22 protein-coding genes are annotated in these 23,199 nt (G+C 41.3%); 6 read left to right on the forward strand and 16 right to left on the reverse strand.

From position 1 onward, the window contains the following. Nucleotides 1–398: 398 nt before the first annotated feature. The 6 genes from fadD to yoaA all read right to left on the reverse strand — a co-directional run bounded on the left by fadD (nucleotide 399) and on the right by yoaA (nucleotide 6,961). Entirely contained in the window at nucleotides 399–2,090 is a 1,692-nt protein-coding gene (fadD, locus tag C9J47_RS08630; RefSeq protein ID WP_107253145.1) for a long-chain-fatty-acid--CoA ligase FadD, read from the reverse strand. 152 nt (nucleotides 2,091–2,242) lie between these two features. Beyond that, nucleotides 2,243–3,142 carry an alpha/beta hydrolase gene (locus tag C9J47_RS08635; RefSeq protein WP_107253146.1) on the reverse strand — a complete coding sequence of 300 codons (900 nt, stop codon included), beginning with the start codon at nucleotides 3,140–3,142 and terminating at the stop codon, nucleotides 2,243–2,245. A gap of 34 nt (nucleotides 3,143–3,176) precedes the next feature. Further along, nucleotides 3,177–3,731: a Slp family lipoprotein gene (locus C9J47_RS08640; protein ID WP_107253147.1), complete on the reverse strand. Its 555-nt coding sequence runs from the start codon at nucleotides 3,729–3,731 to the stop codon at nucleotides 3,177–3,179. Between the two features lie 156 nt (nucleotides 3,732–3,887). Continuing rightward, the gene (locus tag C9J47_RS08645) at nucleotides 3,888–4,169 is read right to left on the reverse strand and encodes a hypothetical protein (protein WP_107253148.1); all 282 of its coding nucleotides are present in this window, start codon (nucleotides 4,167–4,169) and stop codon (nucleotides 3,888–3,890) included. A 122-nt stretch (nucleotides 4,170–4,291) separates the two neighbouring features. After that, complete coding sequence (tsaB, locus tag C9J47_RS08650; protein WP_107253149.1) at nucleotides 4,292–5,002, reverse strand: tRNA (adenosine(37)-N6)-threonylcarbamoyltransferase complex dimerization subunit type 1 TsaB; 711 nt, start codon at nucleotides 5,000–5,002, stop codon at nucleotides 4,292–4,294. 15 nt (nucleotides 5,003–5,017) lie between these two features. Continuing rightward, on the reverse strand, nucleotides 5,018–6,961 hold the full coding sequence (gene yoaA / locus C9J47_RS08655) for a DNA repair helicase YoaA (protein WP_107253150.1): 1,944 nt from the start codon (nucleotides 6,959–6,961) through the stop codon (nucleotides 5,018–5,020). Between the two features lie 228 nt (nucleotides 6,962–7,189). Here yoaA and purU point away from each other — a divergent pair, with 228 nt between their 5' ends. Beyond that, on the forward strand, nucleotides 7,190–8,029 hold the full coding sequence (gene purU / locus C9J47_RS08660) for a formyltetrahydrofolate deformylase (RefSeq protein ID WP_211321720.1): 840 nt from the start codon (nucleotides 7,190–7,192) through the stop codon (nucleotides 8,027–8,029). A 98-nt stretch (nucleotides 8,030–8,127) separates the two neighbouring features. Here purU and C9J47_RS08665 read toward each other — a convergent pair whose 3' ends face one another. Then, complete coding sequence (locus tag C9J47_RS08665) at nucleotides 8,128–8,718, reverse strand: VOC family protein (protein WP_107253152.1); 591 nt, start codon at nucleotides 8,716–8,718, stop codon at nucleotides 8,128–8,130. 428 nt (nucleotides 8,719–9,146) lie between these two features. Here C9J47_RS08665 and argS point away from each other — a divergent pair, with 428 nt between their 5' ends. Further along, on the forward strand, nucleotides 9,147–10,877 hold the full coding sequence (argS, locus tag C9J47_RS08670) for an arginine--tRNA ligase (RefSeq protein WP_107253153.1): 1,731 nt from the start codon (nucleotides 9,147–9,149) through the stop codon (nucleotides 10,875–10,877). Nucleotides 10,878–11,096: 219 nt separating this feature from the next. Further along, nucleotides 11,097–12,116, forward strand: a complete 1,020-nt coding sequence (locus C9J47_RS08675) for a GGDEF domain-containing protein (RefSeq protein WP_107253154.1) — start codon at nucleotides 11,097–11,099, stop codon at nucleotides 12,114–12,116. Nucleotides 12,117–12,287: 171 nt separating this feature from the next. On the opposite strand, the gene C9J47_RS08680 is transcribed toward C9J47_RS08675, so the two are convergent. Continuing rightward, the gene (locus C9J47_RS08680) at nucleotides 12,288–12,893 is read right to left on the reverse strand and encodes a DUF924 family protein (RefSeq protein ID WP_107253155.1); all 606 of its coding nucleotides are present in this window, start codon (nucleotides 12,891–12,893) and stop codon (nucleotides 12,288–12,290) included. A 221-nt stretch (nucleotides 12,894–13,114) separates the two neighbouring features. On the opposite strand from C9J47_RS08680, the gene C9J47_RS08685 reads away from it, so the two are divergent. Continuing rightward, entirely contained in the window at nucleotides 13,115–13,543 is a 429-nt protein-coding gene (locus C9J47_RS08685; RefSeq protein WP_107253156.1) for an HIT domain-containing protein, read from the forward strand. An 89-nt stretch (nucleotides 13,544–13,632) separates the two neighbouring features. Here C9J47_RS08685 and C9J47_RS08690 read toward each other — a convergent pair whose 3' ends face one another. The 5 genes from C9J47_RS08690 to znuA form a co-directional block, all read right to left on the reverse strand. Beyond that, a complete protein-coding gene (locus tag C9J47_RS08690) occupies nucleotides 13,633–13,875 on the reverse strand; it encodes a FeoC-like transcriptional regulator (RefSeq protein WP_107253157.1) in 243 nt (80 codons plus the stop codon). Next, entirely contained in the window at nucleotides 13,872–16,145 is a 2,274-nt protein-coding gene (feoB, locus tag C9J47_RS08695) for a Fe(2+) transporter permease subunit FeoB (RefSeq protein ID WP_107253158.1), read from the reverse strand. Before feoB ends, C9J47_RS08690 begins: the two co-directional genes overlap by 4 nt. Then, nucleotides 16,145–16,372 carry a FeoA family protein gene (locus C9J47_RS08700; RefSeq protein WP_006231125.1) on the reverse strand — a complete coding sequence of 76 codons (228 nt, stop codon included), beginning with the start codon at nucleotides 16,370–16,372 and terminating at the stop codon, nucleotides 16,145–16,147. The genes feoB and C9J47_RS08700 overlap by 1 nt, the downstream gene beginning before the upstream one ends. A 237-nt stretch (nucleotides 16,373–16,609) precedes the next feature. Continuing rightward, the gene (mepM, locus tag C9J47_RS08705) at nucleotides 16,610–17,959 is read right to left on the reverse strand and encodes a murein DD-endopeptidase MepM (RefSeq protein WP_107253159.1); all 1,350 of its coding nucleotides are present in this window, start codon (nucleotides 17,957–17,959) and stop codon (nucleotides 16,610–16,612) included. Nucleotides 17,960–17,961: 2 nt separating this feature from the next. Continuing rightward, complete coding sequence (znuA, locus tag C9J47_RS08710; protein ID WP_107253160.1) at nucleotides 17,962–18,855, reverse strand: zinc ABC transporter substrate-binding protein ZnuA; 894 nt, start codon at nucleotides 18,853–18,855, stop codon at nucleotides 17,962–17,964. A gap of 95 nt (nucleotides 18,856–18,950) precedes the next feature. Between znuA and znuC the strand changes: the two genes are divergently transcribed. Together znuC and znuB are read left to right on the forward strand one after the other, a co-directional pair. Beyond that, the gene (znuC, locus tag C9J47_RS08715) at nucleotides 18,951–19,724 is read left to right on the forward strand and encodes a zinc ABC transporter ATP-binding protein ZnuC (protein ID WP_107253161.1); all 774 of its coding nucleotides are present in this window, start codon (nucleotides 18,951–18,953) and stop codon (nucleotides 19,722–19,724) included. After that, nucleotides 19,717–20,502 (forward strand): zinc ABC transporter permease subunit ZnuB, encoded by a 786-nt coding sequence (znuB, locus tag C9J47_RS08720; protein ID WP_107253162.1) that lies wholly within the window; start codon nucleotides 19,717–19,719, stop codon nucleotides 20,500–20,502. The genes znuC and znuB overlap by 8 nt, the downstream gene beginning before the upstream one ends. Before the next feature lie 101 nt (nucleotides 20,503–20,603). On the opposite strand, the gene C9J47_RS08725 is transcribed toward znuB, so the two are convergent. The 3 genes from C9J47_RS08725 to sucC all read right to left on the reverse strand — a co-directional run bounded on the left by C9J47_RS08725 (nucleotide 20,604) and on the right by sucC (nucleotide 23,114). Beyond that, entirely contained in the window at nucleotides 20,604–20,912 is a 309-nt protein-coding gene (locus C9J47_RS08725) for a VF_A0006 family four-cysteine protein (RefSeq protein ID WP_107253163.1), read from the reverse strand. Nucleotides 20,913–21,075: 163 nt separating this feature from the next. After that, nucleotides 21,076–21,948, reverse strand: a complete 873-nt coding sequence (gene sucD, locus C9J47_RS08730) for a succinate--CoA ligase subunit alpha (RefSeq protein ID WP_107253164.1) — start codon at nucleotides 21,946–21,948, stop codon at nucleotides 21,076–21,078. Then, a complete protein-coding gene (sucC, locus tag C9J47_RS08735) occupies nucleotides 21,948–23,114 on the reverse strand; it encodes an ADP-forming succinate--CoA ligase subunit beta (protein WP_107253165.1) in 1,167 nt (388 codons plus the stop codon). Before sucC ends, sucD begins: the two co-directional genes overlap by 1 nt. Nucleotides 23,115–23,199 lie beyond the last annotated feature (85 nt).

A 23,199-nucleotide genomic window follows, 5' to 3' on the forward strand; every position in this document is an offset into this window, starting at 1 on the left:
GCTGGCAGTCATATCTACTCATTCATTATCACAAATGAATCACGATATTCAGTCATGTTATGCCCACAGCTATTTCGTACAAGAGCGAAAAATAGAAGTGATATTAATAGCCATATAAAAAAGAGCTATTCACTACGATTTAATCGCTACTATACGAAATAGCAATGAGCCAACACCCAATGATATGGATAATTTACTATTAAGCGCCTTAACGAATTAAGACTATAGTAACTGGGTATAACAATCATCATCTCAAATAAAAAGTGCCGACTATAATAGCCAGCACTTAATTGTAACCTTTTTTGCCTCTTGCGTATTTCGATTTTTAACGGCCAAATACATTATCAGAAACAAGGGCCCCATCAAAAACAGAGGCTTCATCAGAAACAAAAGCTTCGTTATGCATCTTGAGATTTTGCTGCATTTTCCGATTCTTCACGCAAAGCACGACGTAAAATTTTACCTACGTTAGTCTTTGGTAACTCTTCTCGGAACTCAACAATTTTAGGGATTTTATACCCTGTCAAATGCTCACGACAATGCATTAAAAGCTCATCACGTGTTAGGCTCGAATCACGAGGAACAACGCACACTTTCACAATTTCGCCTGACACTTCGTGTTCTTGGCCGATTGCTGCGACTTCAAGTACTTTAGGGTGAAGCGCTATAACATCTTCAATTTCATTCGGATAAACATTAAATCCAGAAACAAGAATCATGTCTTTTTTACGATCGACAATATGCAGGAAACCTTCATCATCAAACCGAACAACATCACCAGTTGAAAGCCAACCATCATCAGTCAAGACTTCTTTCGTCGCCTCAGGGCGTTGCCAGTAACCTTTCATCACCTGAGGGCCACGTACCTGTAGTTCACCCGTTTGATCATTCGGAAGTACATTTCCTTCGTCGTCGACAATACGTACATCCGTTGAGGGTACAGGTAAGCCAATAGAGCCATTATAGTCAACCAGATTATGAGGGTAAGCTGCCACCAGTGGTGCACATTCTGTTAAACCATAACCTTCAAGCAAATACGTTTTTGTAGTGTCTTTCCACTTTTCAGCAACAGCACGCTGAACAGCCATGCCACCACCAACAGATAAACGCAAATTACTGAAGTCTAACTCATGGAAATCTTCATTATTCAATAATGCGTTAAACAACGTATTCACGCCGGTAATCGCTGTAAATTGATAACGTTGCAGTTCTTTAACAAACGTCGGGATATCTCGTGGGTTAGTAATCAATAAGTTCTGACCACCAATTTCAATAAATAGTAAGCAGTTAACCGTCAGAGCAAACACGTGATACAAAGGCAGTGCCGTAACAATTAACTCTCGACTATCGGTTAATACTGGTCCGTAAGCACCTTTCGCTTGCATCACGTTAGCCAACATATTGCGATGAGTCAGAGTGGCTCCCTTTGCTACGCCTGTCGTACCGCCAGTGTATTGAAGGAATGCGGTATCTTCGCCTGATAAGAAGGGTTTGACGTACTGCATACGACGACCTTTCTTTAAGGCTGCACGCATTGATGTAGCATGTGGAAGATGATACTTAGGCACCATCTTTTTCACATACTTAACAACGAAATTAACCAATGTACCTTTCGGGCGAGAAAGCTGATCACCAAGGCTGGTTAAAATAACATGGTTTACACATGTCTTTTTGACCACATTTTCTAAGGTGTGTGCAAAGTTAGAAACGATCACAATTGCTTTCGCGCCTGAATCGTTAAGTTGATGTTCTAATTCTCGGGGTGTGTAAAGTGGGTTAACATTAACAACGACACAACCAGCACGAAGAATACCGAATAAAGCAATTGGATACTGCAACAAGTTAGGCATCATTACCGCTACACGGTCGCCTTTCTTTAGTTTCAGGTCATTTTGCAAATAAGCAGCAAAAGCACGGCTGCGCTCTTCCAACTTACGGAAAGTCATTACCTGGCCCATATTAATAAATGCTGTTTGATCTGCAAACTTGTGTACAGATTGCTCAAACATTTCAACCAGTGACGGGTATGCATCCGGGTTAATTTCAGCCGGTACATCTTCCGGATAGCGGTTAAGCCAAACCTTATCCAATTGTATTCTCCTTCTTTTCTATGGCATTTCGCCACTAACTCTGCTGTATGAGCACATTAAACAATTGTTTACGCTCAGTATTACAGCACAACCAACAAATAATTAATTAACATAAACTGATTAGACCAGCCATGTGACGTTTGAAGTCAACATCAAAAACCTTGCGTAAAGGTCAAAATATAACGGTATACATCATTTGGGCTGTCGATATGACAATGATGACCACCCGTCACTTTCACCTGCTTAAGCTGCTGAAACCAAGTTCTTTCTGGTTTTTTTCGTTGTAATTGTTGAAAACCATTATGACCAACAATTGATAAAGCTGGGCATTGAATCTGCGACATTAATGCTTGTGCATGCTCTTCAGCCATTCGATACAGTGAATCACACCGCAATCGCTCATCATGACGCCAATACCAATGCTTACCATCGGTTTCTGTTCCTCGTTTCACTAACGGATACAGATCAGATTTTGATAGCTTGTTAACAACACTTCGTAAATTCAACGCCTCTTCAAAGGACGCCATTTTTCGTTTGGGACGCGTAGCATTTCGTTGACGATAACGTTGACGGCTCGTAATGCCTTGCTTTAATCGTAAAGCGGCATTGTCTGTTATTTCATAAAGTGGTGTTAAACCTTCGATTAACACAATACCTTGCACTTTTTCAGGAAACGCAGCAGCATAACAACCCGCGACAATAGCCCCTAAAGAATGCCCAACCAAATAAAGATTTTGCACTGACAGAAGCTCAACAATCTGATGCAAATCATCAATATAATCAACAAAGTGATAATAGTTATCGCTATGACGATGTTCAGATAAGCCATGCCCTGGCCAATCAAGCGCCACAACATGATAGTGTTTAATTAAATCTGTAAATAGCACGTCAAAACTGGCTGCATTGTCTTGCCAACCATGCAGCATTAATAACGTTGGTTTCTCTGTACCGTTATTTTTTTCTATCGGTACTGATAAGCTATTATTGCTGTTTTTAAATGAACAAAGCCCAGCCAACTGTTTTTCAGCTAGCTGAATAAAAATATTGTGCATCAAGTTTAAGTCTCTAATGACTGATGATATCCGGTTACTTAGTTACACGTTGCTTTACTTCACCTCGTGTCGAACCAAAACCATAATTCATAAACGAACAGCGAGTACCTATACAGCTATGGTACGCATCGAAATTATCAATGCGTATTTCTTGTTTAATCTGCCAGATTTGAGAACCAGAAACCGTCACTACGGGAAATGTATATTCAAATTCCCCAACCTTACCTTTCTCGTTGCCATCTAGCGTACCGACAACCGTTAATAAACGCCCTTGGGTATATTCTAGTGGTTCAAGAAACCCATCAACATAAGCAACGAATCGACCTTGTGGCTTCTCATCCAATTTTGGACGACCATCAGAGGTTAAAGGCAAGCTTGCCATTTCAATACGTGTTCGATGCTTTTCATTGGTAATCGAGGCAATAATTCCGCCAAGACGTACCTCTTTATGCTGTACAAATGCGGGATCATCAACGATCGTCGCAAAGTCAGTTATTGGGGTTTCAGTCTGAGTTTTCAGGCTATCTGGTATGCTGGCGCAGCCTACCACAAAGAAGATAAACAGCCCAAGAAATAGCTTTCTAAACATTGGGTTCTCCGTCATAACGTTCAATATACGCTCAACAACTAACAACATCAGTAAACAGAGAGTTTATCGTAAGTAAAATGATATAAAATCGTCGATAGGTATAAGTAGTAGCATTTTATAGTGAATCGACTTTATATGGACTTTGAGTCTATATAACTACGCATAAAGATCGACACCAACGAGATTTGATAATTCATCTCTCTTATTTTGATGCATCACACCGAGGTATGAATCCAGCGCTTCTCGATTTATGCCTTCAGGTTGATCATATTGAATATTGGCACGTGCATTAAGAATAACATCAGGGCTTGTAGCTAGCTTTGAAACACCACTAGCAATAACAGCAGATTGTGTATTATTCACCACTGCAGCAGGCTTTGAAGCCTGAGGTTTTTGTTGTGAATGAATGGAAGGTGGTAAACGAGTAATTGACACCATAATACGCCTCCGATAAACAAAGAAACGAGCGCTAACATGTATAATTTAACCAGTTGTACTGATTGCTGTTAATGTTCGTTTCTTATTTATTACTTCATATTTCGCCTGCTACTAAAGACGCTTTATTCTCGACCTGGTAGCTTTTTCCAAGTCACGGTATCACGTACATACACAGGGCTCGCGTTTTCAGCAGAAACCGCTTCACCTCGTGCTAATGCATATTGAGCAAGCACAACCATATCTTGTGAGTCAGGATAAAGAATCTCGCCCTTTTGAGCATTAATATTCAGCTGGCTACGTAATTCAGCATAGCTTTCCCAACCTGTACCTGCCGTTAACCAGATACCGGAATCGGTTTGGTTTGCATTCTGTTCTTGTACTAGAGCATCAGGAGCAAGAACTCGCTCTTTACCCTGTAGTAACCAATCACCGTCGATTTGACGTCGGTATTGTCCCCAGTAAATCTCACCCATGCGAGCATCGATAGCCGTTAACACTTGCTCTGATTGATGTGTACGGTACGTGCCTTGTGCCATTGTCATCAATGTTGAAATACCCACCATAGGTAAATCAGCACCAAATGCTAAACCTTGAGCAATACCAATACCAATACGAACGCCAGTGAAACTTCCTGGGCCTCGACCAAAGGCTAACGCATCAAGTTGAGTCAACTTCACGCCACCTTCAGCCAGAACAGTATCGACCATAGGTAATATTTTAGTTGTATGTTCACGTGGTGCATATTCACAACGTGAGATAATTTCATCACCCATCATAAGGGCTACAGAACAGTTTTCAGTTGATGTATCAACTGCAAGTATTTTGGTGCTCATTCAAGCCTCTGAATGCTAGTGGTCATCAGTTACCGACGTATCAACACCGTTAACTTCCGACAGAAACTGCCCAACACGACTGATATCACGCGTACGTGGTATCTGTGGTAGGCTTCTTAAAAAGACAGCGCCATAAGGACGCGTGACCAAGCGATTATCACAAATAACGAGCACACCTTTATCCTGCTTATCGCGGATCAAACGACCCACACCCTGCTTTAGGGTAATAACAGCATCAGGTACTTGCACTTGTGAAAAAGGATCACCACCACGTAAGCGGCAATCTTCAATACGTGCTTTTAGCAACGGATCATCCGGTGCAGTAAAAGGCAATTTATCGATAATAACACAGCTAAGCGCCTGCCCTCTAACATCAATACCTTCCCAAAAGGCACCTGTCGCCACTAAAAGTGCATTACCCCGTTCTAAATATTCAGCTAAAAGCTTTTGCTTCGTTGTCTCCCCCTGTACTAAAACAGGTAAATCTAACTTCGCACGAAAGCCTTCTGCTAAGTCTCGCACCATTTGATGAGAGGTACATAAAAAGAAACAACGCCCATTATTGGCTTCAATCAGTGGCGTAAGCATCTCCACCAGCCTATCTGCGGTGCCAAAGCTATTTGGTTCGGGTAAGAACCGGGGCACACACAACAACGCTTGTTGTTGATAATCAAACGGGCTTTCTAACGAGAACTGCTGTTTAGGTTCAAGCCCTAAGCGATGGCTAAAATGACTGAAGTCATCATCGACAGCAAGAGTGGCCGATGTAAAGATCCACGCTCCTTCTTGAAGAGCCATTTGTTCTCTGAATTTTTCAGCTACTGATAACGGGGTAATGTGTAAAGAAAAATGACGCGGAGTACATTCAAACCAATAAGAATAGCCCGTAATAGAGGTATCACATAGACGATTCAGGCGTGCTTTTAATAATGTGGCACGTTCAAATGCAGCGTCTAACAGTTGGCTTCGCCCTAGGGCTAATTTTAAGACATCGTAAGTGAGATCTAACGCATCGTTTAGACGAGTTAATTCACGTTGTACTGCAGGGGCTTTCATTGCATCACGCCAGTTTCCTCGAAAACCGGGTTCACCTAACACAATCCGTAAATCAAAAGCAGCTTGCGTTAATCTATCAGCCGTTTTTTGTAGCTGCCGCATATCTTTTGCTTCAGTACGGTAAGCAATTTCTACGTCTTTGGCTAATTCTTGAAGTTGGCGACTCGATAAGCTCTGACCAAAATATTGGCTCGCGATATCAGGCATTTGATGGGCTTCATCGAAAATAAATACTTCAGCCTCGGGAATTAACTCACCAAAACCGGTTTCTTTTATCGCGAGATCGGCCAAAAATAAATGATGGTTTACCACCACCACATCAGATTCCATCGCCTTACGACGAGCTCGCACAACAAAACAATCATCAAAAGACGGACAATCACGTCCCAAACAATTGTCGTTGGTAGAGGTGATCATAGGAATAACAGGGCTATCTTCTGCCACACTATCACACTCCCCCAAATCACCACTTTTTGTCGCAGAAGACCAGCTACGCACTTTGACTAATTGGCTAAGCAGCGTGGGATCGGCATGTACCCCATGACTTTCTGTCATTTGACGACTGAGACGATCTAAACATAAATAGTTCGAACGCCCTTTGAGCAACGACACTCGCCCCGTAAAGCCTAATGAACGCATCATTAAAGGTAAATCACGGTGAAATAATTGCTCTTGTAAATTTTTCGAGCCTGTACTGATAATCGTTTTTTTGCCACGCGCTAAAGCAGGAACAAGATAAGCAAATGTTTTTCCCGTCCCCGTACCTGCTTCTACTACTAACTGTGTTTTATTACAGATAGCATCATCTACAGCTTGTGCCATATCAATCTGAGGTTGTCGTGCCTGAAAGCCCGGAATTGCTTTATCTAGAGCGCCTTTAGCGGCAAAAAATGACTTTATCATTCATGGTTATCTATACAGTATAAGATTGAGCATTATGCCAACTTTGTTAATCTGCGACCATGATTAATTAAAACAAGTATTCGTTGTTGTCAGTGCAATGCCATAAGGAATATAGAAATCAAATGCATATCTAGGCTATTCAGTAGCGTGATAATTCAATTATCTTTTGACCCTGTTATAAATACACGGTACATAGAAGGGAGTGTAATTTAAAAATACCGTTCAAGGATGACCATGGAAAAGAAAACGCTCCTCACCGATAGCCCCGATGCAATAGGTCTTATCTCAAAAATCACGAACATCTGTTATAAGCATCAACTCAACATTGTGCACAACAATGAGTTTGTCGATAACACCAACAAGCAGTTCTTCATGCGTACCGAATTAGAAGGGTATTTTAACGATAAAACCTTCTTAGCCGATCTGGATCATGCACTTCCAACAGGTAGTCACCGCCGCTTAATCAGTTCAGAGCGTAAACGTATTGTTATTATGGTGACGAAAGAAGCACATTGTATTGGTGATATTCTGGTAAAAGCGTACGACGGTACGCTTGATGTCGACATCGCCGCTGTTGTGGGTAATTACGATACATTAGGTAAATTAACAGAAAAGTTTGATATCCCCTTCCACCATGTGAGCCATGAAGGACTTACCCGTGAAGAGCATGAAGATGAAATGCTCGCATGCATTAAGCAATATGAACCGAATTATGTCGTACTCGCCAAATACATGCGCATACTTACGCCAGAGTTTGTAGCCGCACTCCCGCACCAAATCATTAATATTCACCATAGCTTTTTGCCAGCATTTATTGGTGCAAAACCTTACTTACAAGCTTTTGAGCGAGGTGTGAAAATCATTGGCGCAACAGCCCACTTTGTAACGAATGACCTAGATGAAGGCCCGATTATTACGCAGAACGTAATCCCAGTTGATCATAATTTCAGTGCCAAAGACATGGCACGATCAGGGCGCGATGTTGAAAAATCAGTACTCAGTAAAGCACTAGGGCTCGTTGTTGATGATCGTGTGTTTGTGCATGGTAATAGGACGATCATTCTTTAGTAAGCTAAGATAATTATCACAGAATCAATAACGAGTTGAGAGCCACTAATGCCTACAACTCGTTATTTAATTCTGCCTTCTGTCTGCCTATTCGCTATTTAAGCATGTTCGCTGTCAATCACCGCTTTTAGCGAACACGGATGTAACTTAATACATACACCGTTTTTCTTAAACGCATAGGTGGGATTCGGCAAACGCTCTTTTTCGCCAGAAGGTGAACTTGCTTTCAGCTTGATGCCCTTTTCAGAAAGTCGAGGCCATTCTCGTTCAAGTTGGGGAAATGCCAACTCTAATACGTCTTTGAGTTCATCAGTGTTCTTCGCCTTACCTGGGATCACAAACTCCACATGCTCCCACCCCTCTTGTGGATAGGCCTTATCACTTGGGTACGGTAACTCTAGACATTCTATCGACCAAGAACCGACATTTAATGGCTGGTGAAAACCAATCACAATGATGGGGCGACCATTAATCATATTGTTTGACCACTCATCACCATACGCTAGCCATGCTTGATGAAGTGCCTTCGCGATATCCAAATCATTAACACGCAATGCGATATGATCCGCTTGGTATTGATCTAAAGGTAACCCAAGTTCATTTGCCAATGCCGTAATACGATCTAAAAAAGCGGGTAAATTGGCCAACATTTGCTCAGGATGTAGGCCGATGTCAGTTAACTTCTGCATGTTTTTTCTCCAGTAATTATTAAGTCAGCCAATGAACGCATAATTATCCACAGTTTTGCCATAAGAGGAACCCTCAAGCACCATACGACAGACCTTGCTGCATCTGATTCGTGCATAATTTTCATCCGTTACCCACTCCTCAAAAAAAAACGCAAACAATACCTTTTTCAGGTTGCCAAAACACCTTAATATGTGGGTATTATTAGGGCTATACATATTAATGTATTCAAGATGCTATCTCTTAGTCCAGAGGATGTTCCGTCAAAAATACTCACGTAACGTATATTTGCATTAATTTATTCGAATTTTTGTAGCCCATTTTCGTGATTATTTTTGACGGTTTTGCGTATTGCAACTCTTGAGTACCGTAACGTTTTCATCTCGCTAATCAATACATTAGCGTTACAAACGATTTAAAGGATCTGCGTGTGAACATTCAAGCACTAATTAACGATAAAGTCTCTCAGGCACTAGAAGCCGCTGGCGCACCAGCAGGTAGCCCAGCAGCAGTTCGCCAATCTGCAAAAATTCAGTTTGGTGATTACCAAGCAAACGGTGTAATGGGTGTTGCTAAAAAGTTAGGCACTAACCCTCGCGAATTCGCTCAAAAAGTTATCGATGTGCTAGATCTTGACGGTATCGCTGAAAAAGTGGAAATCGCAGGCCCTGGCTTCATTAATATCTTCCTAGATAAATCTTGGCTTGCAGCGCGTGGCGAAGAAGCACTAAACGATGACCGCATTGGTGTTACCGCTGAGAAGCAACAGAATATTGTTGTCGATTACTCTGCACCAAACGTTGCAAAAGAAATGCACGTTGGCCACCTACGTTCAACCATCATTGGTGATGCAGTAGTACGTACCCTTGAATTTTTAGGTCACAACGTTATTCGTGCTAACCACATTGGTGACTGGGGTACGCAGTTTGGTATGCTTATCGCAAACCTAGAACGCGTTCAAAATGAAACTGGCGAAGTTTCTATGGAACTTTCCGACCTTGAAGGCTTCTACCGCGAATCTAAAAAGCTATACGACGAAGATGAAGAATTTGCAGTTCGCGCTCGTGGTTTCGTTGTTAAGCTACAAAGCGGCGACGAATACTGTGCAGAAATGTGGAAAAAGCTTGTTGACGTTACTATGGTGCAAAACCAACTTAACTATGACCGCCTAAACGTATCACTAACACGTGATAATGTAATGGGTGAATCAATGTACAACAGTATGCTTCCAGGAATTGTTGCTGATCTTAATGAAAAAGGTCTGGCTGTTGAAAGTGACGGCGCACAAGTTGTATATCTTGATGAATACAAAAATAAAGATGGTGACCCAATGGGCGTTATCATCCAAAAACGTGACGGCGGTTTCTTATATACAACAACAGATATCGCATGTGCTAAATACCGTTTCGAGCAATTAAATGCCGATCGTATACTTTACTTCATCGACTCACGTCAGCATCAACACCTAATGCAAGCTTGGTCTATTGTGCGTAAAGCAGGTTACGTACCAGAAGAAGTCACACTTGAGCACCACGCATTCGGCATGATGCTAGGTAAAGATGGACGCCCTTTCAAAACACGTGCAGGTGGTACTGTTCGTCTAGCTGATCTTCTTGATGAATCAGAAGTACGTGCTGCGAAACTTATCGAAGCGAAAAACCCAGATCTAGATGCAGCTGAGAAAGACAAAATTGCTAAAACAGTAGCAATGGCTGCGGTTAAATATGCCGATCTTTCTAAGCACCGTACAACAGATTACATCTTCGATTGGGACAACATGTTGGCATTCGAAGGTAACACGGCACCGTACATGCAATACGCATATACACGTGTAGCTTCTATCTTTAAGCGTGCAGACGTAAACCTAGCAGATCTGACTCATCCTATTGTGATCAACGATGAGAAAGAGCAAGCACTTCTATCAACTCTTCTTCAGTTTGAAGAAGCAGTTCTGAATGTTTCTCGTGAAGGTCAGCCACACCTTATGTGTACTTACCTATTCGAACTTGCAGGTAAATTCTCAAGCTTCTATGAAGCTTGCCCAATTTTGAATGCTGAAGAAACTGTGAAGCAGAGCCGCCTGAAGCTTGCTCTACTAACGGCTAAAACAATTAAACAAGGTTTAGACCTACTAGGCATCGAAACCCTTGAACGTATGTAATAAATTTTGAGCTCTGGCTGATAATTTAAACAATACAAACTAAAAAAATTAAGCCTTCTAGGGTATCCTTAGAAGGCTTTTTTATTATATATTCACGAGACAACTCAATTAGACCATCATAAACATACCTTTAAGAGCACCTTGGTATTATTTTTGAGCATTAATATTTATCTTGATTGGCACAATATCAAGTTTTGCGTTTAGACATGGAATTAGGTTATGAGTACAGATAGCTTTGTGGAATCAACTGAAACGTTAAAAAAAACCGTTCCTCTTATGATGAAACACAAAGTCCCAATAACCCCGACTAACTACGCTCTTTGGTATACGTATACAAAGCAACAAACCCCTGAACTCAACCTAGCGATTGATCAAGGCATTGCTGAACTCGGGTTATGTACGCCTACATTGTGTGAATCGTTATATCAAGAACACTTAGCCAATCAAACTGAGCAAGATGTACGACAAGTGAAGCAGAGCCTAACGGCTATGGTACAAGAGCTCTCACACACAATGATGGATGCGCTATCTGATACCGAAACATTCCAAGGTGTATTAACAAAGAGTTTTGATAAGCTCGAAACCGCAGAACAAAATGGTTTGTCGCTTGACGATACAATGAAGCTTGTTAGAGATCTCATTCGAGAGTCTCGTCAAATTCAAGCCTCAACGGGTACATTTAAAGGTCAACTCAACAGCGCAAAAGATGAAATAACCGCATTACGTGAAGCTCTTGCTGAAAGCCAAAAAGAAGCCAATGAAGATGCGCTTACCGGTATTTTAAATCGCCGCGCTTTTGACCGAGATTTCCAACATTACATCGAAAGCAACACCCCGCTCAGTTTTATTCTATTAGATATTGATAAATTTAAAGATTTCAATGATAAATTTGGACACTTGATGGGCGATCAAGTACTGAAAACCATCGCACGTCGCTTAAAAGAAAACTGTCGCGATTATGCTCAAGCTTATCGTTTTGGTGGTGAGGAATTTGCTATTATTCTTCCTCATAAAATGAAGGCATCAGCACGTCAACAGGCTGAAACATTCAGACGAGCATTTGAACGAATTTCTGTGATTGATAAAAAAACAGGTCAGCGTGTTAACTCAATAACCGCATCCTTTGGTGTTGCAGAGAAGCAGCCAAATGAGTCAGGTGAATGTTTAATTAACCGTGCTGATACCTTTATGAATCAGGCTAAACAATTGGGCAGAAACCGCGTATTACCTTTAAATTAACAATAGCGTTGAACTAACAAAAGCACTCAACGACATATGTCGTATGAAAAAGGTCATCCTAATGTTTGAAACAAAAGAATGACCTTTTCCCTCACAAAGCCGATATAAAGTAAATCACGTACACTTAATATCAAGTGCTCTTAATATCAGGAGCTCTTACCGCTCATCACTTTATTGCCCAAAACGCTGCCCGCCACCATTTAACCAATGCATTTCTTCAGGGGTTGATAGCCGCCCATGAACAGCATTACGATGCGGGAAGCGACCAAATAACTTAATGACATCGTGATGGCTGATCGCGTACTGATAAAAGCCGTCAAAGATAACCGCGTTTTCTGGTAGCACTGTCTGTCGCAAGCGATCAAAGCGAAATACGCACTCTTCCTGATCTTCCTGTGTTTCAGAATGTTCTAACGGCAGATAGAAAAAAACTCGTTCAATTGGCGTTAATTCTTCATCTTGATTTTTTGCTAACCCCCGCTTACAAATAGCCAGAGCCAATGAATCGTAGCGAAACGCCGCACTTAATCCACGGTAAATATTTCGAGTAAACTGATCGAGTAAGATGATAAGTGCTAACGCACCTTTGGGGGTTTCAGCCCACTTGCCCAACTCACCTCGCCCTGCGCGGCTCATCAGATCTCTATACTGCTCTGTGATTAATGTATCGGTCTCTTTATCACCTTTAAACCACAAGGCGTTCTTATCATTTTTAGGGACTTCACCATCCAACTCACCAAACCAAAAGTCCAACACTTGCTGATATTCATAAACCATTTTCATCTCCACTCAAGCAACAAAGACTTGTTTAACAAGTTAACAAGCTAACCACTCATAGACACTGATTACTCAACAACGCTTATACCTGAATAAATACACCGACAGTAAGCAGAGTGTCTTTACTTCAAAGATAATGTCAGAATACCTATGTACCTATTTATAGAAATCGACAATGTTTTAGCTTGTGAGCAACACTGTACTCTTAAGGAATATTTACAATGAGTTTCATACTACATTCACGATTAGCGTCAGATACCACAATCTTAGGTGATTTACCGCTTTGCCAAGTGCTATTGTCTAAAGAAGCATTAGGGCCATGGTTAATTCTAGTACCGCGCAAAGAAGACTTAACCGAAATTCATCACCTTCCTGAAGATGAGCAGTATCAGCTCATACGTGAATCAAGCGCGGTTGCTTCGTTATTAGAAAATAACTACCAATCAGATAAAATTAATGTAGGGGCATTAGGTAACCTCGTTCCTCAATTGCATGTACATCACATCGCACGTTTTAAGGTTGATGTTGCATGGCCTGGGCCAGTTTGGGGCAATACTGATGGCACACAGCGCGCTGAAGAGCTACAACTCGCATTAGCAGAAGATCTTCGTACAGAGTTAAACAACATCGCTGGATTTATTTCAGCATAGCGCTGTCATGATTAGCCGTTTTCAAACGACACGCATTAAAAAGGCAACCAATAGGTTGCCTTCATATTCTGTATCTTATAGAGCAAAGATTAGCGCATAACGGTTACTGATAACTCGTTTGCATCTAAGCATCGATACCAGACTTCTTTTGCTGATTGGCAGCAGCCATCACTGTCACAACCCACTAGCTCTTGGCCAATAAGTCCTTTACGGATCCATACCGCTAGCATCGCTTCAACCCCATCGGCTGACATCCCAAAATGAGTCGCTAAGTTGCTACGGCTCGAGCGCCCATGTTGCTCAATATATTGCTTTAACTGTTGAAGAATCATAATAATGCCAATTCTTTTTGCTGTTTTTGTCCTTGGTATTTAAACACAATAAACAATCCAACATTAATCAAAACGAAGAAAGCGATCCATCCCATGCTACTTACCGGATGCTCAATGAAATGTGCGACTTGGTAGAAAATAGTCGCAAAAGTATATGCTAGCAGCATTGTCCAGCCGGCAATAAATACAGAGAACTTCTGACCAAACTCACGAACATACGCACCCATAGCAGCCGCACAAGGCGTGTATAACAAGATGAATATTAAATAAGACATTGCCGCAGCAGAGCTCACGAAATGCGCTTGAATATTACCAAAGATAGACTGATCGACTTCTTGCTCTTCAGCCGCAGTACTTAAATCATCTAGCTCGCCAACGGTAATACCAAGGGGATCCGAATAACTAAGATCAGCTAAGTTTGCAGGAATTGATGCTACCGCTTCTTGTAAACTACCAAATAAATCATATTCTGCATCTTCATCTGCCGAAGGAGCATACAAGCTGTTTAGCGTACCAACTACTGCTTCTTTCGCAAAAATACCAGTGATAATGCCAACCGTCGCAGGCCAGTTATCTTCTTTTACACCAATAGGCGAAAGAACAGGAGTTACGATTTGTGCAGCTCTTGATAGTACTGAATTTTCACTGTCTTCATTGCCGAATGTACCATCAGTACCCAATGAGTTGAAAAAGCTTAGGCAGGCAACAACAACAACAATCGTCTTACCCGCACCAAATACAAAACGCTTTAGCTTCTGCCACGTTTTAATGCCGACATTACGCATAGTTGGAAATTCATAATCTGGCATTTCCATAATGAAGCTATCGCTTTTACCTGGGTATAGTGTGTAACGAAGCACAACGCCCGTCATTACAGCAGCGAAAATACCCAACACATAAAGACCGAAGACTACGTTTTGACCATTATTAGGGAAAAAAGCTGCGGCAAATAAAGCATAAACAGGTAAACGTGCACCACATGACATGAATGGCGCCATTGCCGCTGCAAGTTTACGCTCACGCTCTTGCTCAAGAGTACGTGTCGCCATAATTGAAGGGACGTTACAGCCAAAGCCTAGCACCAATGGTACAAACGCTTTACCTGGCAAACCAACTTTCTGCATCACCTTATCTAGCACAAAAGCAGCACGAGCCATGTAGCCAGAACTTTCAAGTACTGCCAGGAATAAGTACAAACATGCAATAACAGGAATGAAGGTCGCAACGGTTTGAACACCGCCACCTACACCATCAGCAATAACCGTCACCAACCAGACAGGTAAATGACCATCTAATAAATAGTGGCCACCATCAACTAAGATCGCACCAACACTAATATCGAAGAAATCGATGAATGCACTACCAATATTGATAGAGAACATAAACATCAGATACATTACAACGAAGAAAAATGGGATACCAAATGCACGGTGTAATAATACAGCATCAATTTTGTCGCTAATGCTTCGGCTTAATTTACCTTCTTGACGACGCACCTTTTGGCAGAGTTGGTGCAAATAGGTATAACGCACATCAGCAACTTGAATATCAGGGTCAACTTCAACTAATAATTTATTACGTATATTACATGCTTGGCTTTTATCTGCTTCAGATAAGCCATTAATCACTAAGGTATCATTCTCTAATACACGAATAGCTTGAGAACGTGCGTTTAGTTGGCCATTAGAAAATAAACCTTCAAGCTCAGCAATTGCTGATTCAAAATGCTTACCATAATCTAAAGCCATGTCACCAACTGCGACACCCTGAGCAAGCATTTTATGTAGGTTCGTTTTGAACGCTTCGACTTGTTTTAAATTATTTGCAGATAAACATAAAACAGGGCATCCAAGCATTTTTTCTAATGCTTTAACATCCAGAATTTGACGCTGGCGCTGTAACACATCCATTTTATTAAGCACGACCACCATTGGGCGCCCTAATTCACGTAATTGCAGTGTCATATACAAACTACGTTCAAGACAAGATGCATCAACCACATTGATGATGACATCGGCAGGTGTCGTTAATATTGCGCGTGAAGCAATAGCCTCATCTAAACTATTCGCATCATTTGCACTGTCTAGGTTATAGATACCAGGCAAGTCTGTTAATGCAAAATTATCACCGGCACATTGGTAGTTACCCGTCTTCTTTTCTACAGTTACACCAGCCCAGTTACCGACTTGCTGCTTTGCACCAGTAAGACCATTAAATAAAGTTGTTTTACCACTGTTTGGATTACCAACAGTTAAAATATTGTACTTCATTAATGTGCCTCCACTTCAATATCTGCAGCAATTTGCTTACGTAAGGCAATATTAACACCACGAACTCGAACCTGAAGAGGGTCTCCCAGCGGAGCAAAACGCACGACCGTAATTTCAGTGTTAGGCAATAGTCCCATTACCATCAACTTTTTACGGGTTGCAGTAGGAAGATCAGATAAATGGGTGACAATGCCGCTTTCACCGCACGACAACTCAGACAGTTTCATAGTAAATAACTACCTTAATAAGAATTATTAGTATTTCCACTTAAGATCTTACACATTCAGTTGCATTCTATCTTGTTTAAAATCAACATTTACCCACTCACACATGGATTCATTGATTCCAAAAATGAAGGTTTTAATTTTAGGAAATCTCATACTTCTTTCCAGTATTTTGAATCCATAAAAAAGCGCACTGAGTGCGCTTTTTTCAATTACGTAGTAATACTAATCTAGGCAAGTTTAACCAGGCATAACATTCAATAATCTTTGCTTCTCTTCACTCGCTTCTTTCTTAAATACTGAGCGTGCTTTTCCTGCTATAGGTGCAGCTTGAGGTAAAGGTACTTTCATTGCATTCACTGGGCGATTATTTTTAATCAATTCAAAATGAAGATGTGGACCCGTTGAACGTCCAGTATTGCCACTTAAAGCAATACGTTCGCCCATTTTTATTCTATCGCCAACTTTGACTAAGCGCTTACTCAAATGCAGATAGCGCGTCATATAATCACGCCCGTGCTTAACGACAATGTAATTACCAGCTAATCGGTGATATCTTGATTTCACCACAACACCGTCTCCTGCTGACAGTATTGGCGTACCAATAGGCACAGCAAAGTCGGTACCATTGTGTGGTGAGATCCGCCCTGTTACAGGGTGCTTACGATTAGGGTTAAACGACGAACTAATACGATAACGTTTCGCCGTTGGGTAACGTCGAAGAGCGCGATTCAAACTTTGGCCATTCACATCATAAAACTGACCATCAGAGTGACGCATTATGAAAACTTCTCGATTACCACTTAAGTAAAAAAGAGCCTTAACATCCCCTCGCCCCACCGACTTACCATCAATGAATTCACGATCAACAGAGACTGCAAAACGATCGCCTTTTCGCGCTACACGCCCAAAGTCAAATTTCCATTGCAATGCTTTTACGACAGTTTGGATTTGTGATGGTGACAAACCAGCAGCTTGTGCTGAGTTATAAAAGCTTCCTGAAACTCGCCCCGTTAAGAAGACGGATTGGATTACACCTGTTTTCTCAACGGCTTTATAAGTATAAGCTTTAGGGCCTAACACAAAGGTATCGGTCGTTTTTTTATTGCGCTGAATAGAAAGCTCTTTCACTTTCCCCTCTTTATTCAACGACCATTCAATACTTTGCCCTACATGTAGGTTCTGAATTGTTTTATTCGCATCAATTAAACGATACATATCGCTTATTGGTAGCGCATATTGCGAAAATATAGACCCTAAGGTGTCACCTGATGTGACAGTATGAGAGTGCGCAACATCTGTAACTTCATCAAGCTTCTGTTCTAATTCATCTTTAGGCGCTAAAAACTCGGGATCGGCTTGATCAATAACGGCACCTAAAGGCTCGCTATTGTTTTCTGACAAAATTTCAATATCATCATGAGCGAGTTGAATCTCAACTCGCTGAGTAGATGGAAACGTAGGAGTAGTATGTTTACCAGGTTGCCAAAGAAGGGCAAGAGCCACCAATAATGACGTAGAGGCCAACGCAATCCGATGCTGCCTAGGTAACTGTTTAGCTGAAGAAGTTGCAACCTTGTAAAATTTCATTTTTATTTAAGACACTTGCTAAAACTTTCCCCCAACTCCTCCAGGAATTGGACATAACCTCCCTTGCCCTCAGCAATATTTGTTGCCATAGGGTCAAGAGTACCTATCTTCACTTCAGTGCCATTAATTACACTGTTAATAACAGAAGGAGAAAACTGAGGCTCACTAAAGACGCAAGAAGCTTGTTGATCTTGTAATGTTCGACGAATTGAGATTAACGTCTTCGCACCTGGTCTACGATCTGGCTCTACCGTAAAATGACCAAGATTGTTTAATCCAAATTGTTCTTCAAAATAACCATAACCGTCATGAAAAACAAAATAGCCATGGTCAGCTACTGGCTTCAATTTATTTTCTAGCGCTAGAATTGCCTCTTTCACCTCTGTAGTGAACTGGGAAAGGTTAGCTTCATATTCATTTTTATGCAATGGATCATGCTTAACAAGCGCGCTAGTGATCACATTTGCAGCTTGAATTGCTTGCTTTGGCCCTAACCATAGATGCGGATCTATACCATCATGGCTATGTTTATGGTCACCATGGTCGATAACCTCATCATTATCATAATGGCGAAAATCGACTGAATGCGAGAGCGTAATTGCTAAACTGTTCTCTTTATCTGTTAACAATTTGGTGAGGAAACGCTCCAATTCCGGCCCTACCCATATCACCAAATCAGCATCTTGAATTTTTTTAACATCTGAAGGACGTAATGCATAATCATGTGGAGAAGTACCTGGAGGCAAAATACTCTCACTGGTTGTTACACCTTCTACCAGTTCTTGCACAATCAAATTTAATGGCTTCACCGTGGTAACAACCGTAAAGTCTTTTGCTGATACTGTTGTTGAAAAAGCTAACGCAATGGCACTACACCACAAGGTAAAGCGACGCATAAGAATTCCTATAAAAATTAAAGATGACGAGCAATATGGTGTGATGTTATAATATAACACCTTACTTTTGCAAATCTCTATAAGCATTCTTTTTTATGACAACGTTAGTTGAATTACAATCGGTGACTGTCACTTTTGGTGACCGACATGTACTTGACCAAGTATCAATGAAACTTGAGCGAGGGCAGATCACCACATTAATTGGTCCTAATGGTGCAGGTAAATCGACTTTAGTTAAAGTCATTACAGGACTACGTAAACCTTCTGCAGGGCACGTTGTTCGTCAAAAAGGAATTAGGATTGGCTACGTACCGCAGAAGTTACAACTCAACTCAACCTTGCCATTAACGGTCGACCGCTTCATGCGTCTAGCTGGTAGCTATGACGAAAATGCCAGGAAAGAAGCATTAACCTTAGTCGGTGGCACTCACTTACATCATAGTGATATGCATTCGTTATCGGGTGGTGAAATGCAGCGGGTTTTATTAGCGCGTGCACTATTACAAAAACCTGACGTATTAGTGCTAGATGAGCCTGTTCAAGGTGTAGATGTAAATGGTCAACTTGAACTCTACAATCTAATTCAAAGACTTCGCGATATATTAAATTGTTCGATCTTAATGGTATCGCACGATCTACATTTAGTGATGGCAAAAACTGATAACGTTATTTGTTTACACCATCATATTTGTTGCTCAGGTGAACCCGATACAATTACTAATCACCCGTCATATGTTGCGCTATTTGGTCAACAGCAGAGTGAGCAACTCGCATTATATCACCACCACCATAATCATGAGCACGATTTAGCTGGTAGCCCTGTCGGCCCATGCCAACATAATAAACAACACGGACACGATAATGCTTGAGTTTCTTCTTCCTGCGCTTGCTGCTGGTATTGGTATCGCAATTCTAGCGGGGCCACTAGGTTCTTTCGTTGTATGGCGAAAAATGGCTTACTTTGGTGATACATTATCTCACGCATCATTACTAGGAATAGCCCTCGGTTTTCTATTTGATATAAACCTAAACTTAGCGCTAATTATTTGTTGTATGGTGCTAGCCGTTATTTTAGTGAGCTTGCAAAAACAAAAATATGTCGCAACAGATACTTTACTCGGTATTTTGGCACACAGTGCATTGTCGTTAGGCTTAGTGGCAGTGAGTTTTCTTGATCATGTTCGTATCGATTTAATGTCTTATCTTTTCGGTGATCTACTGGCCGTTACAGCCGCTGATTTGATGTGGATATACGGCGGGGGGATTTTAGTACTTGGTGCGCTGATCGCACTTTGGCGTCCGCTACTATCAATGACCATCAATGAAGACATGGCACAAGTGGAAGGGGTAAATGTAGACTTAATGCGACTGGCACTAATGCTAATGGTGGGTATGGTTATCGCCGTAGCAATGAAGTTTGTTGGCGCATTAATTATTACATCATTACTCATTATTCCAGCAGCAACCGCCCGTAGATTCTCACATAGCCCAGAAATGATGGCGTGTATGGCCTCTGTTATTGGCATTATTGCAGTATTTATCGGTCTTGCAATGTCATGGCATTATGACACACCTGCAGGCCCTTCCGTTGTTGTCGCAGCAGCTGCGATGTTCATGCTAAGCCAGTTGAGAAGAGCAGAAAGATAACGTTGCTACTACATTACTGTAGACAGAGAAAGCCAGCATGTATTGCTGGCTTTTCTTTATCAACGAGAAATACGATTGATTAAAAGCATATAATTAAATATCTAATTAAAGAAGCTACGGTGCTTCTCATTACATGTTTTTTTAATTTTCATTGATACTGCTCTATTTTTGGAATCTGGCAGGTAATCGAGTAAACATTGATTATAGTTCGCATCTTCTTCAGACAACATGAAGTTATCAACATAAAGCTGGTTACAGGCATGGGTTAACATGCTGGCCGCACTCGGATCTTCCGTGCCAGTTACATACTGTAAAACACAGTCTTGATACGCTGCTTTATCTTCCTTAGCTTGTACACTACCTACAATAAACAGCAGTACGAAGAATATTTTGTACTTATTCATAGACATTAAATACACCGTTCAATTTTTAGTGATTATACAATAAAAAAAATATATTCCTGCTTAACGAGCAGTGAATAAAACCGACTAAATTGAATCGCGTTCAAATAAAAAAGCCTATCTAATAATAGATAGGCTTTTTACACTAGCAAAAACTAAAGAAGTAAAATAATTACCAACCAGTAACTTCACGTAATGCTTTACCGATATCAGCAAGGCTTTTCACTGTCTTAACGCCAGCTTCTTCAAGGGCTGCAAACTTATCTTCAGCAGTACCTTTACCACCAGAAATAATCGCACCAGCATGACCCATACGCTTACCAGGAGGAGCCGTAACACCTGCGATGTAAGAAACAACAGGTTTAGTCACGTTAGCTTTGATGAATGCTGCCGCTTCTTCTTCTGCAGTACCACCGATTTCACCAATCATTACGATTGCTTCAGTTTCAGGGTCTTCTTGGAAAAGTTTAAGAATATCAATGAAGTTAGAACCAGGGATAGGGTCGCCACCGATACCAACACATGTAGACTGACCGAAACCTTCGTCTGTAGTTTGCTTAACAGCTTCGTAAGTAAGCGTACCTGAACGAGATACAATACCTACTTTACCTTTCTGATGAATATGACCAGGCATGATGCCGATCTTACATTCGTCAGGAGTAATAACGCCCGGACAGTTAGGACCAATCATCACTACGCTGGCTTCATCTAAACGTACTTTTACGTCAAGAAGATCAAGCGTTGGAATACCTTCAGTTATCGTTACGATTAACTTAATGCCAGCATCAATTGCTTCAAGGATTGCATCTTTACAGAAAGGTGCGGGTACATAGATAACGGATGCTGTTGCGCCAGTTTCTTCAACGGCTTCACGTACGGTATTAAATACAGGAAGACCAAGGTGCGCTGTGCCACCTTTACCAGGTGAAACGCCACCAACCATTTTTGTACCGTATGCGATAGCTTGCTCTGAGTGGAAAGTACCTTGACCACCAGTGAAGCCCTGACAAATAACTTTTGTATCTTTATTAATTAGTACAGACATTATTTGCCCTCCGCTGCAGCAACTACTTTTTCCGCAGCTTCAGATAAAGAAGTCGCAGCAATAATATTCAGACCACTTTCCGCCAGTTTTTTCGAACCTAGAGGTGCGTTGTTACCTTCAAGGCGAACAACTACGGGTACTTTAACACCAACCTCTTCAACAGCACCGATGATGCCATCAGCAATAAGATCACAACGTACGATACCGCCAAAGATATTGACTAGAACCGCTTTAACATTCGTATCCGATAGGATGATCTTAAATGCTTCAGTTACACGTTCTTTTGTGGCGCCGCCCCCTACATCTAGGAAGTTAGCAGGTTGACCGCCATGTAGGTTTACGATATCCATCGTACCCATAGCAAGTCCAGCGCCATTAACCATACAGCCAATGCTACCGTCTAGTGCAACATAGTTAAGTTCCCATTGCGCAGCATGTGCTTCGCGCTCATCTTCTTGAGATGGATCGTGCATTTCGCGTAGCTTAGGTTGACGGTACATTGCATTTGAATCAATGTTGATTTTTCCATCAAGACACAAAAGGTTACCTTCAGCAGTAACAACAAGTGGGTTGATTTCTAATAGCGCTAAGTCGTATTGAGCAAACATGTTGCCTAGACCCAGAAAGATTTTAACGAATTGCTTAATTTGATCGCCAACTAGGCCAAGTTTAAATGCAAGTTCACGACCCTGATATGGCTGAGGGCCAACCAATGGATCAATCGCAGCTTGGTGAATAAGTTCTGGCGTTTCTTCAGCAATTTTTTCAATATCCACACCGCCTTCAGTCGATGCCATGAATACAATGCGACGTGTAGCGCGGTCTACAACCGCACCTAAATATAATTCGTTTGCGATGTTAGACGCTTCTTCAACCAAGATTTTCGTTACTGGTTGACCATTTGCATCAGTTTGGAAAGTGACGAGGTTTTTACCCAACCATTTTTGAGCAAATTCTTTAACACCGTCTTTTGTATCATGTATCTCTACGCCACCCGCTTTACCACGGCCGCCTGCGTGTACCTGACACTTAACAACTTTTTTATCTGTACTAATACGACCAGCAGCTTCAAATGCTTCTTGCGCTGTATCACATGCGAAACCTTCTGGAACTGGCAAACCGTACTCAGCAAAAAGCTGTTTTGCTTGGTATTCATGCAAATTCATGATGTTCTATCCGTTTTATATCCCTTAGGGGAAGTGTTATATCCATATGAAATACTCTTGGGTATTTCTTCGTCATTCTATCTTC

Source organism: Photobacterium indicum, from assembly GCF_003026215.1.
GTDB lineage: Bacteria > Pseudomonadota > Gammaproteobacteria > Enterobacterales > Vibrionaceae > Photobacterium > Photobacterium indicum.

Excerpts from the sequence above, each read along its gene's own strand:
- C9J47_RS08635 (WP_107253146.1), bottom strand. The coding sequence starts at position 3,142 with ATGCACAATATTTTTATTCAGCTAGCTGAAAAACAGTTGGCTGGGCTT.
- C9J47_RS08640 (WP_107253147.1), bottom strand. The coding sequence starts at position 3,731 with ATGTTTAGAAAGCTATTTCTTGGGCTGTTTATCTTCTTTGTGGTAGGC.
- C9J47_RS08645 (WP_107253148.1), bottom strand. The coding sequence starts at position 4,169 with ATGGTGTCAATTACTCGTTTACCACCTTCCATTCATTCACAACAAAAA.
- tsaB (WP_107253149.1), bottom strand. The coding sequence starts at position 5,002 with ATGAGCACCAAAATACTTGCAGTTGATACATCAACTGAAAACTGTTCT.
- yoaA (WP_107253150.1), bottom strand. The coding sequence starts at position 6,961 with ATGATAAAGTCATTTTTTGCCGCTAAAGGCGCTCTAGATAAAGCAATT.
- purU (WP_211321720.1), top strand. The coding sequence starts at position 7,190 with ATGACCATGGAAAAGAAAACGCTCCTCACCGATAGCCCCGATGCAATA.
- C9J47_RS08665 (WP_107253152.1), bottom strand. The coding sequence starts at position 8,718 with ATGCAGAAGTTAACTGACATCGGCCTACATCCTGAGCAAATGTTGGCC.
- C9J47_RS08675 (WP_107253154.1), top strand. The coding sequence starts at position 11,097 with ATGAGTACAGATAGCTTTGTGGAATCAACTGAAACGTTAAAAAAAACC.
- C9J47_RS08680 (WP_107253155.1), bottom strand. The coding sequence starts at position 12,893 with ATGGTTTATGAATATCAGCAAGTGTTGGACTTTTGGTTTGGTGAGTTG.
- C9J47_RS08685 (WP_107253156.1), top strand. The coding sequence starts at position 13,115 with ATGAGTTTCATACTACATTCACGATTAGCGTCAGATACCACAATCTTA.
- C9J47_RS08690 (WP_107253157.1), bottom strand. The coding sequence starts at position 13,875 with ATGATTCTTCAACAGTTAAAGCAATATATTGAGCAACATGGGCGCTCG.
- feoB (WP_107253158.1), bottom strand. The coding sequence starts at position 16,145 with ATGAAGTACAATATTTTAACTGTTGGTAATCCAAACAGTGGTAAAACA.
- C9J47_RS08700 (WP_006231125.1), bottom strand. The coding sequence starts at position 16,372 with ATGAAACTGTCTGAGTTGTCGTGCGGTGAAAGCGGCATTGTCACCCAT.
- mepM (WP_107253159.1), bottom strand. The coding sequence starts at position 17,959 with ATGAAATTTTACAAGGTTGCAACTTCTTCAGCTAAACAGTTACCTAGG.
- znuA (WP_107253160.1), bottom strand. The coding sequence starts at position 18,855 with ATGCGTCGCTTTACCTTGTGGTGTAGTGCCATTGCGTTAGCTTTTTCA.
- znuC (WP_107253161.1), top strand. The coding sequence starts at position 18,951 with ATGACAACGTTAGTTGAATTACAATCGGTGACTGTCACTTTTGGTGAC.
- znuB (WP_107253162.1), top strand. The coding sequence starts at position 19,717 with ATGCTTGAGTTTCTTCTTCCTGCGCTTGCTGCTGGTATTGGTATCGCA.
- C9J47_RS08725 (WP_107253163.1), bottom strand. The coding sequence starts at position 20,912 with ATGTCTATGAATAAGTACAAAATATTCTTCGTACTGCTGTTTATTGTA.
- sucD (WP_107253164.1), bottom strand. The coding sequence starts at position 21,948 with ATGTCTGTACTAATTAATAAAGATACAAAAGTTATTTGTCAGGGCTTC.
- sucC (WP_107253165.1), bottom strand. The coding sequence starts at position 23,114 with ATGAATTTGCATGAATACCAAGCAAAACAGCTTTTTGCTGAGTACGGT.